14 protein-coding genes are annotated in these 15,514 nt (G+C 37.2%); 1 reads left to right on the top strand and 13 read right to left on the bottom strand.

The genetic code is table 11. The features are described 5' to 3' along the window. Nucleotides 1-7 precede the first annotated feature (7 nt). The 12 genes from IGL30_RS06100 to IGL30_RS06045 form a co-directional block, all read right to left on the bottom strand. Nucleotides 8-952, bottom strand: coding sequence for a hypothetical protein (locus tag IGL30_RS06100; protein WP_123906387.1), 945 nt, complete (start codon nt 950-952; stop codon nt 8-10). Next, the gene (locus tag IGL30_RS06095) at nt 880-1,191 is read right to left on the bottom strand and encodes a hypothetical protein (protein ID WP_025480190.1); all 312 of its coding nucleotides are present in this window, start codon (nt 1,189-1,191) and stop codon (nt 880-882) included. The genes IGL30_RS06100 and IGL30_RS06095 overlap by 73 nt, the downstream gene beginning before the upstream one ends. Nucleotides 1,192-1,279: 88 nt before the next feature. Continuing rightward, nucleotides 1,280-2,545, bottom strand: a complete 1,266-nt coding sequence (locus tag IGL30_RS06090; RefSeq protein ID WP_430618568.1) for a hypothetical protein — start codon at nt 2,543-2,545, stop codon at nt 1,280-1,282. Nucleotides 2,546-2,634: 89 nt separating this feature from the next. Then, nucleotides 2,635-2,970 (bottom strand): hypothetical protein, encoded by a 336-nt coding sequence (locus IGL30_RS06085; protein ID WP_260221642.1) that lies wholly within the window; start codon nt 2,968-2,970, stop codon nt 2,635-2,637. A gap of 554 nt (nt 2,971-3,524) precedes the next feature. Beyond that, on the bottom strand, nt 3,525-3,809 hold the full coding sequence (locus tag IGL30_RS06080; RefSeq protein ID WP_174270245.1) for a hypothetical protein: 285 nt from the start codon (nt 3,807-3,809) through the stop codon (nt 3,525-3,527). A 102-nt stretch (nt 3,810-3,911) separates the two neighbouring features. Beyond that, complete coding sequence (gene topB, locus IGL30_RS06075; protein ID WP_240210647.1) at nt 3,912-6,101, bottom strand: type IA DNA topoisomerase; 2,190 nt, start codon at nt 6,099-6,101, stop codon at nt 3,912-3,914. A 264-nt stretch (nt 6,102-6,365) separates the two neighbouring features. Next, nucleotides 6,366-7,553, bottom strand: coding sequence for an LCP family protein (locus IGL30_RS06070; protein ID WP_123874788.1), 1,188 nt, complete (start codon nt 7,551-7,553; stop codon nt 6,366-6,368). Nucleotides 7,554-7,680: 127 nt separating this feature from the next. After that, nucleotides 7,681-8,544, bottom strand: coding sequence for a shikimate dehydrogenase (locus IGL30_RS06065; RefSeq protein ID WP_123874789.1), 864 nt, complete (start codon nt 8,542-8,544; stop codon nt 7,681-7,683). A 266-nt stretch (nt 8,545-8,810) separates the two neighbouring features. Continuing rightward, complete coding sequence (locus tag IGL30_RS06060) at nt 8,811-9,581, bottom strand: ABC transporter ATP-binding protein (RefSeq protein WP_034697918.1); 771 nt, start codon at nt 9,579-9,581, stop codon at nt 8,811-8,813. A gap of 2 nt (nt 9,582-9,583) precedes the next feature. Beyond that, a complete protein-coding gene (locus IGL30_RS06055; protein ID WP_123874790.1) occupies nt 9,584-10,465 on the bottom strand; it encodes an ABC transporter permease in 882 nt (293 codons plus the stop codon). Then, complete coding sequence (gene trpX / locus IGL30_RS06050; protein ID WP_053766044.1) at nt 10,462-11,502, bottom strand: tryptophan ABC transporter substrate-binding protein; 1,041 nt, start codon at nt 11,500-11,502, stop codon at nt 10,462-10,464. The genes IGL30_RS06055 and trpX overlap by 4 nt, the downstream gene beginning before the upstream one ends. A 356-nt stretch (nt 11,503-11,858) precedes the next feature. Beyond that, nucleotides 11,859-12,503, bottom strand: a complete 645-nt coding sequence (locus IGL30_RS06045) for a hypothetical protein (protein ID WP_088745776.1) — start codon at nt 12,501-12,503, stop codon at nt 11,859-11,861. 201 nt (nt 12,504-12,704) lie between these two features. Between IGL30_RS06045 and efbA the strand changes: the two genes are divergently transcribed. Continuing rightward, complete coding sequence (efbA, locus tag IGL30_RS06040; RefSeq protein WP_088745777.1) at nt 12,705-14,414, top strand: fibronectin-binding protein EfbA; 1,710 nt, start codon at nt 12,705-12,707, stop codon at nt 14,412-14,414. A 284-nt stretch (nt 14,415-14,698) separates the two neighbouring features. Here the strand turns inward: efbA and IGL30_RS06035 are convergent, their stop codons facing one another. After that, nucleotides 14,699-15,511, bottom strand: coding sequence for a MetQ/NlpA family ABC transporter substrate-binding protein (locus tag IGL30_RS06035; RefSeq protein WP_123874791.1), 813 nt, complete (start codon nt 15,509-15,511; stop codon nt 14,699-14,701). Between the last annotated feature and the right edge of the window lie 3 nt (nt 15,512-15,514).

Here is a 15,514-nt window from a genome sequence, read left to right as displayed (position 1 = left end):
AATAAATTTATTTTACAGTTGTATCCCAGTCTTGGACTGCAATATGTTTTGCATTTGGTGAATTATAGAGATCCTTATCAGCAAGCAAATAAGCATTTTTGATTTTCACATTCTTACCATCTTGAGATTCAATCTCTAATTTATATAGTTTATCCCTCAGGGTCCCTACTTTATAATAAAATAGATCTTTCTGTTTATTGTGACTTTGATTTTTTGGTATTGTTAATGATGAAAAAGCTCCAATATCCACCTTAATCCATGGTTTACTCTTTATCTGTTGTTTATCTTCCATCATTTTAAACCCATTTAGTCGCTGATTAATCTCTTCTAAAGTAAGCGAATCGACGTACATCGTTGCCGTTCTATCTCTATTTTTCCCCTCCCGAGTCCAATATCTTTGAATGAAATTATTTGTATCAACCGTTGTCACATTGGAAGGCGAGAACAGATCAACTCTCAACCCTTGACTATTTCTTTTATAATATATCCCTTCTTTCTCTTCTATGTTATCTGCGAGGAGCTTCGACTTGCTGCTCTCAGTGTCCAATTGATAAAGTTTGCCTTTATGTACCATTAATTGAACATTTACACTAAGATCGGATGCCGTACGCTGCGGGATTCCTATCTTGAGATTTTCACCAATGTAAGTTGCATCTGGTTCTGTTATTGTACGTGCTGTTCTCTCGGCTATTTTTGCTTTTTTATATTCGTTATCCTTTTTGATAATATCGTATACTACGCGTGAATGAACAAATAACGATTGAGCGTCCTTTGAGGGATTATTCTCCATTTCTACAGGTCCAATTAAATTTTGGTAGCTATTCTTTTCTTTACTTCCTTGCATCAATTCACCATTTATATACTCTACATCTTCAGCAATTACATAAGCTTTTTTTCTCCTTTTTGTGGGTCCAAATTTTCTATAAAATAAAGTTTCCCTTGGTATAAACATAATAGTTTATCCGTTGGATCACCTTGGTGAATATTATCTATTGTTTTGCTTGGTAATTTTACCTTATTGGGCAATTGGGAAAATTTATTTCTATAGGTTGAAATTATATCAACCAAAAATACATGCTCGTTCACCACAATATTTTCATATGGCTCTTTGTTTTGGTCTTCTGCGATTTGGTCCTTAGAAAAATTCAGATGATTATATAGTTCCTCTTTGCTCATGTTATTTTCTATCATAGAGATCACACCTTTCTATTTATTATTTTTCTAAAAGGATCATTTGTTTAATATCTGCAAGAAATAATCCTTCAATAAATTTCAATAATTACCTAGATGTTCCAGGTCTTTCTCCGATTGAAACGCATGAACGAGTGTCCATCTTCTGATTCTGATTCAGGAGTTCTCTTTGAGTTTGGCTTTTTCCTTTTAAGCGTTTTTGCAACTCTACTACATTATTACTTAGTTGAGGAATGTTCCTCGATTGGTTTATTTTTGCTATTTCAAAAATTTTAGAAGCTTTGTATGAAGATATTGGCCATTTCATATTTTCATTAGGCGATAAGTTGGATAAGAGTATTTTATTATCTGATTTGATCTTACCATCTTCAAGTTTGACATTAGAGGCAACATTCATAGCCACTTTTGATCTATGATTAACTAAATACAAATTAGTATCTTTCAACAAAAGTGTATATACATCTTTGTTTCTATTTTCATGAGTAATCGTTTTTTGGAATTCAATAAAATACGCCACTTTCTTTTCTACTTCCCCTTTTTGTGTCCACGCCAATCCGGAAAACAACTTTGGTACAGGAAATAAATTCAATTTTATATTTTTATTGATATCGTTTAATGCAAGATGGCTTTTATGAAGTTGTTTATCAAGGTGTTTATTAGTAAGCAAATAAGCTTTTTGGACTTTCCCGCGATCGTTAATCTCTAACTTATAAAGAGCACTTTTGTCGTAATCGTAATAGATTGGGTCTTTATCGTTGTGAAGGTTTGGATCTTTTACTATTGTTAACTTCTTTAACGATGATATGCTATCAACATCCACCTCAGGCCAAGGTTTACTTTCTATCTGATCCTTCTTTTCCATATTTTTAAAATATTGTAATCGCTGATTGATGTTCTCTAGGGTATCGGCGCTTACATACTTCGTTTGAGTTTTTTCTCTTTTTTCTTTAGTAAAAAATGATCTTATCAAACCTATATTGTGAGACTCTTTAAGAATATTAGGACTGAATAGCACCATTCTTAGCCCTTGCTCATTTCTCTTATAGATTGTTCCATCTTGAAATTTTACGTTATCTGCGAGTAGTTTTGACTGTTTATTTTGGCGGTCAATTTGATAGAGCTTATCTTCATGCAACATTAATTGAACTTTCATTTCCGGATCCCTAGTGCCATATTCAGGGGTCCCTATCTTAAGACGCTCACCAATATATGTTGGATCTGGTTGTGCTACTGTACGAGCTATCCCCTGAGTTTCTATTGCATTTTCGAAAATTTCATTATTCTTGATAATATTGTACACTAAACTTGGACTAGCAAGTAACGTGCGAGTACCATTTTTCTTATTTTTTGTCATCTTAGGAAATTTAATTAAGGTTTGGTTGATGTTATGCTGAATGCTCGCTTGGAACAATCGTTTATTTCCATACCATACTTCTTCAGCAATTACATAAGCTTTTTTTTTCCTTTTTGTGGGTCCAAATTTTCAATATAATAGAGTTTGCCTTTGTGTAAGCATAGTAGTTTATTCATTGGATTATCATCATGAATATTACGTATTTTTTCGCTTGGTATTTTTATATCATCGGGCAATTTATAGAACTCATTTTGATGGTTTGAAATCATACCATCCAACAATATATGATCATTCACATCAATACGTTCACCTATTTTTTGTTGTTGATCTGTTTCGATTTCTTCTTCAGAAAAATTCAGATGTTCATACAGCTCCTGATCATTCGTTAACGTTGAACCCTCGATTTGATTATTTGTTTCCGGCATAATGATTGCACCTTCCTATTTATGTTATTTTTTGCATAAAAAATAATCATTTGTTTAGTTCTTAACCTTATTAAATATCTGGCATATAAGATTTTGTCGAAACAAAAGATTTTTTAATGCGCTTTTATTTTATAATTATTATTAGTGAGAAATAATCCATTAATTTCCATAAATAGAAATAAAAAGCACCACAAGAAATAACTTGTTATTCTCTAATTTTTTATGAATTGTCGTACCCACTTCTTCGAGCTTTAGCTGTTAACTTGTCTAAAACGACAATTTTCATTCTTAAACATCTAATGTTCAAATCTTATAATCACTAACAAATCAATAACCGACATATTAACTAATGTTATAAGTAAGTGAGCTTAATTCCTTGATAATAAACGGACTTAACCTAGCAGTTCCAATAGAAAAAGATCTTAAAACACAATGTGTTCTAAGATCTTTAGTTATATATTTTACTAATTTATCATGATACTTTTATGATAAAGAAATTTCAAAGTGAATCATTATGCTGTATTATAACTGTGAATGTGGTTTATTTCCGGTAATCAACCAAAATACTGATGCCATAATTGTGTCAATACAGGTAGAAAGTAAATGATTACTAGTGCTGCGATGACCATCAGTAATTGCTTACGTTGTTTCTTCCGTTTCAATAGACTACTTGTTTTGTGTAAAAAGTATGTGGCACTTTTCGCTCCAGCTGTTAGTGTTGATAGTAGCAGTGTAGGTGAGTAAGCCGTAGGGTCTTTCGTGATAGACAATAATTTCGTACCATATTCTGGATATTTTAATAATGCTTGATAAACAGCAACGATCGTGATCGTTCCCATCAAATAATTTAACAATGAATGAACTTTTTTCAAACGCTTAAACTCCTTATTTATAAATCGTATGTTATTTTTGGATAAATAAACCAACACTTTTCGGAATAATTATTTTTCTTCTTTATTTTTTTCTCCTGATTTTTCCATCCACGGAAAAGAAAAACCGATCGAATAATCTGCTTTTAGTTCTAGTACTGCATCAAACTTCCCTTTTTTGCCAGTCAACCCTTTAACTACTTTACTAGTCTTGCCTTTAGACAATAATTCCCGCATCATCGTTTTCGTCAGCTTCTTCTTTGCAATCGTTGGCCAAAGTTTAAAATCACAGGAAGCATTGGTACAAGTTGCTACTTTTGGATACAACATGACGATCCCTTGTTTACACTTTGGACATCTGCCTAGTTGATCATTTTTCTTCTCCAGCGCTTTGATTTGGCGCGTTCCAGTGATTTCTTCAGATAAATCGACTGAAGTAAGTTGTTTTGGCACGGATTCGAGTAAATGAAGGATGAATTTTTTGATATTTGCTAAAAAGACTTCGGGTGTGCCCTCATTGTTACCGATCTTTTTGAGGTATCCTTCCCACTGAGCAGTCATTTCCGCACTAGTCAACAAAGGTTCTTGAGCGACCGCTTTACAAAGAGTGATTCCTTTAGCCGTAACAGTGATTTCATTTTTAGTGACCTCGATATAGTGACGTTGCTTTAGATTTTCAATAATATTGGCTCGAGTCGCTTCTGTTCCGATTCCCTCAACTTCTTTTAAGATTTCCTGTGCTTCTTCATCATCCAATGTTTTCCCTGCCGTTTTCATCGCAGTGATTAGTGTTCCCTCGTTGTATGGTTTTGGTGGTTGGGTTTCTTTTTGAATACTTTTCAGATCAACGCCGACCACCTGACCTTTTACCACATCTGGTAATACTTGGACTTCTTTCTGCTTGCTTTTGGTTGCTAAGATCATTTGCCACCCTTTTTTGATTGGGATTTTCCCTGTACTTTTTAAGCGAAGTTCTTGGACACCAGTATAAATTGTTGTTTCTTCATATACATAATTTTCGGCAAACATTGCCATAGTCGTTTTCGCTACTTGTAAATAGATGGCTTGTTGCAGACGTGATAATTGCGCAAAACGTTCCTTGGAAGGAATCGTTTTTGTTGGAATAATTGCATGGTGTTCTTGGACTTTTGTCGCATCAACATATCTTTTTTTCGACCATGTTTCAGGAGTCTCTACGCTGCTGATCCCTAAAAAATCTTTATAACGTACTAAGTTTTTCACCAAGTAGTGATGTTCATTTTCAGTAATGTAAGTAGAATCTGTCCGAGGATAGCTTAAAAATTTCTTTTCGTAGAGCCCTTGGGCAGCATCTAATGTCGCTTTGGCACTCGCCTTCATCAATTGGTTCATTTTTGTCTGGAGACTAGATAAAGAAAATAAACGTGGACTACTTAGTTGTTTTTCTTTTTTAATGACCAATAAGATCTGTCCTGATTGCTTCCCAAGATGCGCGCCTGATTTTTCAATTGCTTGATGTAGCGCTTCGAGGGTTTTAAAATTCTGCTTGGGATCGATTTTCCCTGTAAACCGTCCATCATCACAACTGATCGTCGCTTCTACTTCAAAGTATGGTTCTTTTTTGAAGTTTTTAATTGTTTCTTGTAACTGATAGATCATATATAAGGTTGGCGTTTGGACACGTCCTAAAGAAAAGCTGCCATCGATCCCTTTTTGTTGCAGTAAGAGACTATATAATGGACTCCCGTTCATCCCGATCAACCAATCCGCATTCTGTCTAGCTTTCGCTTCTTTATATTTAGGAAAATAGCTCTCGCCTGGACGAAGGTTTTTAAAGCCTTCATAAATCGCCTCTTTTTCCAGCGAATTGATCCACAAACGTTGATACTTTTTGCTTTTGGTGAAGGCTTGTGCTTGAATGATAATCGACCAAGCAATGGCTTCTCCTTCACGGTCTCCATCTGTCGCAATAATGATCGTATCCGCTGATTGTAATTCCTTTTTGACGATTGAAAATTGTGCTTGTTTTTCTTTCGGCACTTCATAGCGGAAGGTTTCTGGGAAAATTGGTAAGTTAGCTAAGGACCATTTACTCCAGCGTTCTTCATATGCACCAGGAGGGACCATGTCCACTAAGTGACCGAATCCATAAGTAATCGTTACTTCCCCACTAAACAACGGATCAACGATCTCATAATACCCTTCGTGACGTATTCGTTTCTTAAATGTTTCAGCATAAGCTTTTGCTTGGGAAGGTTTTTCAGCCAGTATAACAGTTTTCATTTTATCCCCTCCATGATTCTCAGTCTTAGAACAGACTTCTTTATTATGGAACAAACATTCGCATATGACAACCCAAAAACTATTTTTTCAAAAGAAAAAAACGACTGAAGACCCTTGTCTAACAGTCGTTTTATGAACTTAGCTTTTACAATTGGTGAAAATCCAAAGTGTTGAATCGTCCACCTATTAAAAATGGAGGACTTTTACCTAAACGAAGTGAAATAGATGATTACAGAGAGTAACTTCCTATTTCTTTTCTTCCATTTATTTACTTAAAAAATCACTGATTGCTGCGCGATTCGCGTTGTTGTCGATCACCAAGATACTTCCGGCATAACTGCTGTTTCCGAAGTTCCATGAACCTTCAACAGGCACACTTAAGCGATCCACACCACCGACACCTCGAGCAATCGACAAAAGATTTTTGATAATAAACAATGATGAAACATCCGTTGAGGTATAACCAATGGCTTTTCCGGCAGCGTAAGGGGCACGAATCAAGTTTAGGGGATTTTTTAGCTGACTAAAAATCGTATTCATGACTTGTTGTTGCCGTCTTACTCGACCAAAATCGCCTTCTTCGTCTTTTCTAAAACGTGCATACTGTAAAAGTGTATGACCATCCATTTTTTGGACACCTTTTTTGATATCGACACCATCCAGATTCAAATCTTTCTCTGCATCGATCTTGATACCATTCATAAACAATGCATCGACCACTTTTTCAAACGATTTAAAATCGACTTTTGCGTAATACTGGCAATCAAGTCCAAAATTTTCTTTGATGGTTTGACGGACCAGATCAGCACCGCCATAGGCATAAGCTGCATTGATCTTGTTTTGACCAACTCCTGGAATTGCTACAAAACTATCACGCATGAATGAGATCAATTTTGGTTTATGAGCAGGTCCATCTAACTGTAACACCATGATCGTATCTGCACGACCAGCATCCTCACCTCTCGTGTCACTACCTAATATCAGAATATTATGTGCGCCACTCGAAGACTGTACACCATCAAATGATTCCGTTGTAACACTCGGCAAACTGGTATCATGCTCTGCCATGGATTTCCCGACAAAAAAGGAAATGACTGAAAATAAGAATAAACATAGGATAATGCCTAGAATGATTTTCCCCCACGAACGTTTCTTTTTTGGACGAACTTCTTTTGGCTCTTTCTTCCTCTTAAAAAAGCTTTTCTTCGTTTGATTAAATCCTTTTTTGTTTCCTGCTTTTGCATAGGAATAAGGGGTTTGATAGTCATTAGCTTGTCCTTCTCTGGAAGAATAAGAAGAATCCTGATCAGGTTGATAGATCCGAGTAGCTTCATCTCTTAGATCATTCATCGCTTTGTCCTTTTGACGTTCACGTCTAAAAAAACCGGTTGATTCTTTTTTTAGTGGTTTTGCTTTTTTATGGATGTTCTTATAACGATCCATCCGACTCATTTTGTTTCCTCCCTGCTATCTGTACAAGTAAATAAAGGATACGCTATCTTCGTGATAAAAACAGCTATTTGAACCACAATTTAATAAAAAATAACGAAATGAGACAAGCCATTACACGTAAAGCTCGTCACACTTCTTGTTCTAATCGTTCTCGTATGTTCTGGACTGGCATTTCTCGATGTGTCCACAGTTCAAAAGCAATTGCTCCTTGATGAATCAACATACCTAAACCATTATAGGCTTTGATTCCCATTTTTTTGGCTTCTTGGATTAATCGTGTCTCACTAGGGGAGTAGATCAAGTCAAAGACGGCTAATTGCGAATGCAACAACTTTACATCAGCAATCGGTAATTGGTCTTTCTTGCTTCCCATTCCGATATCAGTTGCGTTGATCAATAGATTCGCCTGACTTAAATCTAATGCCAGTTGACTTTCGTCCGCATAATCATGTAGTCGGATGGGGCAACCTGTTTTCTCAGAGACTTTCGCAAAATACTCTTTTAGTGGTAAAAAAGTGGCATTCAAACGTTTGTAGATCGTGATTTCTTGTGCGCCTTCTAGTGCCATTTGTACGGCAATTGCTTTTGCTGCACCACCTGCTCCCAGAACAACGATTTTTTGATTTTTGATTGGATGCCCCGTTTCGTTGACGGAACGTACAAATCCCATACCATCTGTATTGTAGCCAATCAAACGTTGCTCCTGGTGAACGATCGTGTTGACCGCTCCGATCAATTCCGCTTCAGGGCTTAACTGATCAAGGTATGCTAAGACAGCCGTTTTATTCGGCATTGAAACATTTACGCCCAACATATCTAATGTGCGGATACTCTCAACGGCTTGTCTTAGGTTCGTTTGATCTACCTCAAAAGCTAGATAAACGGCATCAATACCCCAATGTGAAAATGCCAGATTGTGCATCAATGGTGAAAGACTATGAGAAGCAGGCTTTGCAAAAAAGCCTGTGAGTTTTGTTTTACCAGAGATCATCTTTTTCCTCCTTATAAAATAAAACAACCATCCAATCCTCGTAAACATGACACGAGACATCAGATGGTCGATTGTTTAGTTCTGTTTCTTGTGCTTTTTCTTATGTCTATGATTGACGAGTCTTTCTAAGTTTAAAGGAGGTATGAGAAACTTGTCAACATGATTGTCAAACAAGCGGTGACTCTTTCTCATTCATTTAAATCAAATCAATGTACTATAGGCATACTAAGCATAAAGTAGAAGGAAAAGCAGTCAGTAATCAAAAACTAATCCAACACTTCTTCAAAAAATTGTAATAGATCTGCTAGTGACAATTGCTCTTTTTCTTCTTTAGACAAATCTTTCACGATCCGTCCTTTTTGTAAAACGATCAGACGATTCCCATAATTCAAGGCATCTTCCATCCGGTGGGTGATCATCAAGCAAGTCAAGTGTTGTTCAGTAATCCTGCGATTGGTTAATTGCATCAATGATTTGGCAGTTTTAGGATCGAGCGCTGCTGTATGTTCATCTAATAGCAGCAACTCAGGCGCTTCAATGGTCGCCATCAACAAACTCAATGCTTGGCGTTGCCCTCCTGATAATTCCCCAGCTGGCGTATCTAAATGCTGCTCCAACCCATTTCCAACTTCTTGACACAATTGATAAAATGTTTCTCTTTGGTTCTTTAGGTTACGGAGACGAAGGGGTCTTTTCTTTCCTCTTTTTTGAGCCAAAAGCAAGTTCTCTGCTACTGTCATCCTTGGAGCTGTGCCCATCTTAGGATCTTGGAACACCCGAGAAAGAAAAGAAGCCCGTTTTTCTTCTGTTTCTTTCGTGATATTCCGCTCTTTAAAAGCGATCGACCCTTGACTTAATTGTAATGTTCCTGCGATCGTGTTGAACAGCGTACTTTTTCCCGCACCATTTCCACCAAGGACCGTAATAAAGTCACCTTTATTGATTGTCAAATCAATTCCATCTAATAATACTTTTTCTTCATTCATGCCATTGCTAACGACTTTTTTTCCATTTTTAATTGTGATGATCGCTGTCATGGTCAAACCTCCTTCTCAAAACCGGTTTTAAGTTTCAATGCTTGTTTTAACTGAGGAATCATCAAACAAATGGCTAAAATAATAGCGGAGAAGAGTTTGAGATATGTTGTGTCAAACCCAAGTTTAATGACGATCAGGATCAATAATTGATAGATGATGCTTCCCACGACAATGGCAATCAAGCGTTCTGCTAACGTTAATTCGTGGAAAATCACTTCTCCAATAATGATAGAAGCTAGCCCGATCACGATGACACCAATTCCTTTATTGACATCGGCATACCCATCATTTTGTGCAATCAATGTACCTGATAAAGCAATAACACCATTTGAAAGAGTCAATCCTAAGATTTTCATTCGATCTGTTTTGATCCCTAAGGAACGAGCCATCGTTTCGTTGTCTCCTGTCGCGATATACCCTTGACCTAAATCGGTATTGAAAAAGAACAGTAAGACACCAATCAAGAGACTTAATGCAAGCAAGCCAAGTAACACGGTATCAAAATAGTCAGGTAAATGAAGACCATTGAACGTATCTTGTAAAATCGAATGATTCAATAAAGAAAGATTTGGTGTGCGCATCACGAATAAAATCACCGAGTTTAATCCAGACATGACTAAGATTCCGGCAAGGATCACTGGGATCTTTCCTTTGGTATACAACAGCCCCGTAACTAGTCCGGCAAGCATGCCTGCACCAACGCCAAGCAGTGTTGCTAAAACTGGTGAGATCCCATGAGTGATAGCTGTCACACAAACTGCTCCACCTAATGGAAATGATCCTTCAGTCGTCATATCAGGAAAATCCAAAATCCGATAAGTCATAAAGATTCCTAATCCTAAGATTGCCCATAACATCCCTTGTGAAATTGCTGATACGATCATTGTTCATCCCCCTCGTCTTTCGGTTCTTCTGAAACATTTTTAGCTTCTTGCTTTATTGAATCAGGAATCGTGATCCCTAATTTTTCCGCCTGTTTTTCATTGATGATGACATCGCCTTTATCAAAGACGTAAACAGGTGTCGTTGCTGGTTTTTCTTTTCCTAGTGCAAGCATCGCAGCCATTTTCCCACTTTGAACACCTAAATCATATTGGTTGATCCCGATCGTTGCCAAGCCACCTTGTTCGACCATTGAATCAACTGAAGGGATCACTGGGATCTTCGCTTTATCGGCTTCTTTTACCACTGTCTGCATAGCATTAGCAATTGTATTGTCTAAAGGAACATAAATGAAATCCACTTGTTGACTCATCACTTGGACAGTTTGGGCGATTTCATTCGTAGAAGGTACAGCATATTTTACTGAAGTCAAACCTGCTTTTTGAATCGCTTTTTCTGCTTGGCTTACTTGGTATTTTGAATTATCTTCTGAAGAAGCGTATAAAATCCCGACTTTCTTCGCATTCGGCAACAATTCAGCGCCTAACTTGATTTGCGCTTCAACAGGAGGCTGATCAGATACGCCTGTGATGTTTCCACCTGGTTCTTTTAAAGAGTTCACTAAGCCGGCACCAACTGGATCTGTGACCGCACCTAAGACTAATGGGATCGTATTCGTTACATTAGCTAAAGATTGAGCAGCCGGAGTAGCGATCCCTACTAGGACATCTGGGTCAGCTTGTACTAATTGTTGACTCATAGTGGCTAATTTACTTTGATCTGCTTGCCCGTTTTGAAAGGAGATCGTTAAATTTTTTCCTTCCTCAAGCCCTGATTGTTCGAGACCGTCTTTGATCCCACGGTAAATTTCATCTAATGCCGGATGGCTCACATATTGCAAAACCCCAACGGAAACAGTTTGATCCGTTTCTTTTGGTTTCGATTCAGTAGAAGCAGGCGTTATTTTTTCATAAATAAAGGTTCCTACTAAGTAAAGCATAATAAGTGCAACAACTGTGATCAAACGTTTATTTTTCATATTTCTTCCCCCTCATTCCTTTAATCATCATTATTCAAGTCTGGTTTCTGACACGAACTGACAAAAAAAGACAATCACCCCAACGGTAATTGTCTTCTTACATACAAAAAACCGCATAGATCGAATCTATGCGGTAGTCAAATTTCTTGTCCAGCATAGATACAAATTTTAGATTTGTACTCTAAAAAGTTGTATCTACGGTCAAAGTTCGCCATCAATACAACTTATCTACGCCAGTTACGCCAAGCTTGAGTTGTTCCTGCTAAAAATTGGTTTGATAAGTTCATTGTGGATCACCCTTTCCTTAATAATTAATCTAAGTCTAATCGAATTTAGCATGTTCGTCAACTGTTTTTTTATTCCGTCTTATTTCCAGCATTAAGATCTGTTCCCAGTTGAGTATTAGTCGAAGTCGTTTGCGTTTCTTTCCCAAGTTCTTCTTCTAATTTCTTGATATTCGCTAATGGCAAACGATTTAATTCGGGAATCAGCTGCGTAGGGAAATCACTTAACTGATTTGCGTTATAGACTAAGCGATTGGCTTCTTTGCCATTTTGGAAAAAGATCACCGTCAAATGCTCTTGCTTTAAATCGTAGCGTTGTTCTAATTCATTGACCTGATAAACCAATGGGTAAAAATAAATAGGGCGATTCAATTCCGCCATTTTTTTTGGATCATGAAAAATGTCCATTAATGCTTGATACATTTCTCCACTTGGCACACTGAACAAAACTGAAATAGCTTTACTTTCTTCAATTGTTTGCGATGCTTCATTGATATTCAAAGGTTTAAGCTTAGGAGAATCGATGTCTGCATAGACTAAGCTCTCCACCTGTGCTTCTCTAATATTTTTAGGAAAGACAAACATCGTGATCGTAATGACCAGTGAAACAAGGAATACGAACAATAAACGCATAAAATAGCGTTGTGGATGCGTATCGAAATCAGCCAAAAAATGATGGTATTTGACTTTGATGGTCTCACTTATCTCTTTCCACATAGCGATCACCTTCTTTTTCGTTTTCTTTTATTATACCTAAGTTTGAGGTAGATAGAAAAAAATACATTTAAAAATATCGATTATTTTTCAATCCAGTACTTTTTTACGATCAAATCAGTTGATAACTACTTAGTAAATTGGTCTTTCTACGTTTTTTTCGTTATAATGAAACTACTTATGAAAAGAAATGAGGAATGAACCATGTCCTTTGATGGTGTCTTTACTCATGCAATGATCAATGAATTGCGTGAGACTCTATTATCTGGTCGGATTTCTAAAATCCACCAACCTTACGAAAATGAAGTCGTATTAGTGATTCGCTCACGTGGTAAAAATCAGCGTTTGCTCTTATCTGCACATCCTAGTTATGCTCGAATCCAGATCACTCAGATCGACTATCAAAATCCAGACACACCACCGAACTTTGTGATGATGTTACGCAAGCATCTTGATGGGGCAATTTTGGAGTCGATCGAACAAATCGAAAACGACCGAGTGATCCACTTTCATTTCACGAAACGAGACGAACTAGGAGATCTCCAAAATATCATTTTGATTGTGGAACTCATGGGTCGACATAGCACGATCATCTTAGTGAATAAAGAATCAGGAAAAATCTTAGATGCGATCAAGCATATTGGTAGTTCACAAAACACTTATCGTTCCCTTCTGCCTGGTGTAGACTATATTGCTCCACCTGAACAAAACCAGCTGAATCCCTTTAGTCAGGAAAAAGAAAAAGTCTTCCATCGGCTTTCTCAAATGGACTTGACACCAAAAGGAATCCAACAACAATTTCAAGGAATCGGTTTTGATACTGCGCAAGAATTGGTAGCTCGCTTAACAGAACGCCCCAATGAAAAAATGTTGGTATGGCAAGAATTCTTCACAGCAATCGACACCCAACGCTCCCCTAGCCTTTATGAAGTAGCGGAGAAAGAATATTTTACGCCGATCAACTATCGTTTCTTTGACTCAAATACGCAACAAAAAAAGATGTACCCGACTCTCAGTGCGTTATTAGATGCCTTTTATCAAGAAAAAGCAGAAAAAGACCGTGCCAAACAACAAGGTGGCGAGCTCATCCGCAAGATCGAAAATGAACTTAAACGCAACAAAAATAAACTGAAAAAACGGGAGCAGACCTTAAAAGATTCGGAAAATGCCGAAGATTATCGTCGAGATGGCGAACTATTAACTACTTTTATGGCTCAAGTACCTCGGGGCGCAAATGAAGTAACATTGCCTAATTATTATGAAGAAGATCGGCCGATCACAATCAAGCTTGATCCAGCATTAACGCCCAATCAAAATGCCCAAAAATATTTCCATCGCTACCAAAAACTAAAAAATGCCGTCAAATTGATTGGTAAACAGATCGAAGAAGCCAAAAATGAGATCGATTATTTAGAATCTGTCTTGTCCCAATTAGAGATTGCTGGACCTATGGATATCGAAGTGATCAAAGAAGAATTGACAGCAGAAGGTTATTTAAAAAAGAAATCTTCGAAAAAACAAAAACGCAAGAAACCTTCACAGCCAGATCAATATCTTTCTACTGATGGTACGTTGATCTTGGTAGGGAAAAACAATCTTCAAAATGATCTACTTTCCTTAAAAACGGCGAAGAAAACAGACTATTGGCTCCATGCCAAAAATATCCCTGGCTCTCATGTCATTATCAAAAGTGACCAGCCATCTGATGAAACGATAACTGAAGCCGCTGAATTAGCTGCTTATTTCTCAAAATACCGTCATTCCGCCCAAGTACCAGTGGACTTGGTTCAAGTCAAGCATTTGCGCAAACCGAATGGCGCAAAACCAGGCTATGTGATTTATGAAAATCAAAAAACGATCATTGTTACTCCGGAAGAAGAAAAGATCAACAAGATGAAACAGATGACTAACTGATGTAATGCAATTTAATCTAGTCAACAGTATCGCATCTGGCCATCATCGATGAGTAAGCACTCCCCTTTTTATTCGCTAACATGACAAGTGCCCGTTCCAGAAAATATCGGATGATTTTTCTGGAACAGGCACTTGTTTCTATTGCGATCTTTGAACGAGTTCATCCAAGAAACTTCACTCTTGTCTCTCATGACAGCAAAAAAACGAGTAGGATGTCGAATGCACCCCTACTCGTTCGATAAAAACAGGCGTTTTGTTGATTTCCTCTCAGTTTCTTTGTTCTTTTAAAAAGCTGGAATATTTGCGCCTATAGAATTTTTCTTAATATACTCAGCGACTTCTTTCGTCGTCATTGCTTTTTTCAATACGGTGATTTTCTCGCTGTCTTTTTCCCCTTCTCTCGTTACCAGTTGCAGAGCGTAATGTTTGCTGGCAGCTTCATCTTCCAATAAAATCGCATCTTTGGTCGATAAGCCCGCTGGTTCTAAGTAAGCAGGGTAACAAAAGACCATCGCAATGTCCTTTTCATCATAGGCTTTTACTAGATTCAATAAATCGATTCGTTCAAATTGAAGATTTTTAGGATTGTCAACGATATCCGCCACTGTACCGTTGAACCCCATGTTATCCTTTAATTTGATAACACCATTTTTATTTAAGATCGCTAATGCTCTACCTTCATTTGTTGGATCGCTTGGAATACCGACTTTAGCATTTTTGGGCAATTGATCAGCATTCTTATAATTTTTGGAATAAAAGCCCCCCGCAAAATAATAAATGGGTTGAACGGCGACTAAATCTGCTTTTTTTTCTTGATTGAACATTGCCATAAACGGTTCATGCTGTGCAAAATTGGCATCTGCTTCATCATGTTGAACGGCATCATTATAAGCTACATTGTCACTTACTTCCATAATATCAATGGTGTAACCCTGTTTTTCCACTTCTTTTTTGGCAATCTCCAAAATATCTTTTGATGACTCTAACTGAACAGCCACTTTGATTTCCTTTTTGTCTTTATCCGCTGAATGACCTCCACAAGCTGCTAAAGTTAAGATCGCAATCATTGCGAAACCAATCAAATAAAACTTCTTCATTCT

This window comes from Enterococcus sp. DIV1089c, assembly GCF_050530965.1.
GTDB lineage: Bacteria > Bacillota > Bacilli > Lactobacillales > Enterococcaceae > Enterococcus_B > Enterococcus_B hirae.
The sequence above is the reverse complement of the archived record's forward strand: the minus strand, read 5'-3'. Positions and strand labels throughout refer to the sequence as shown.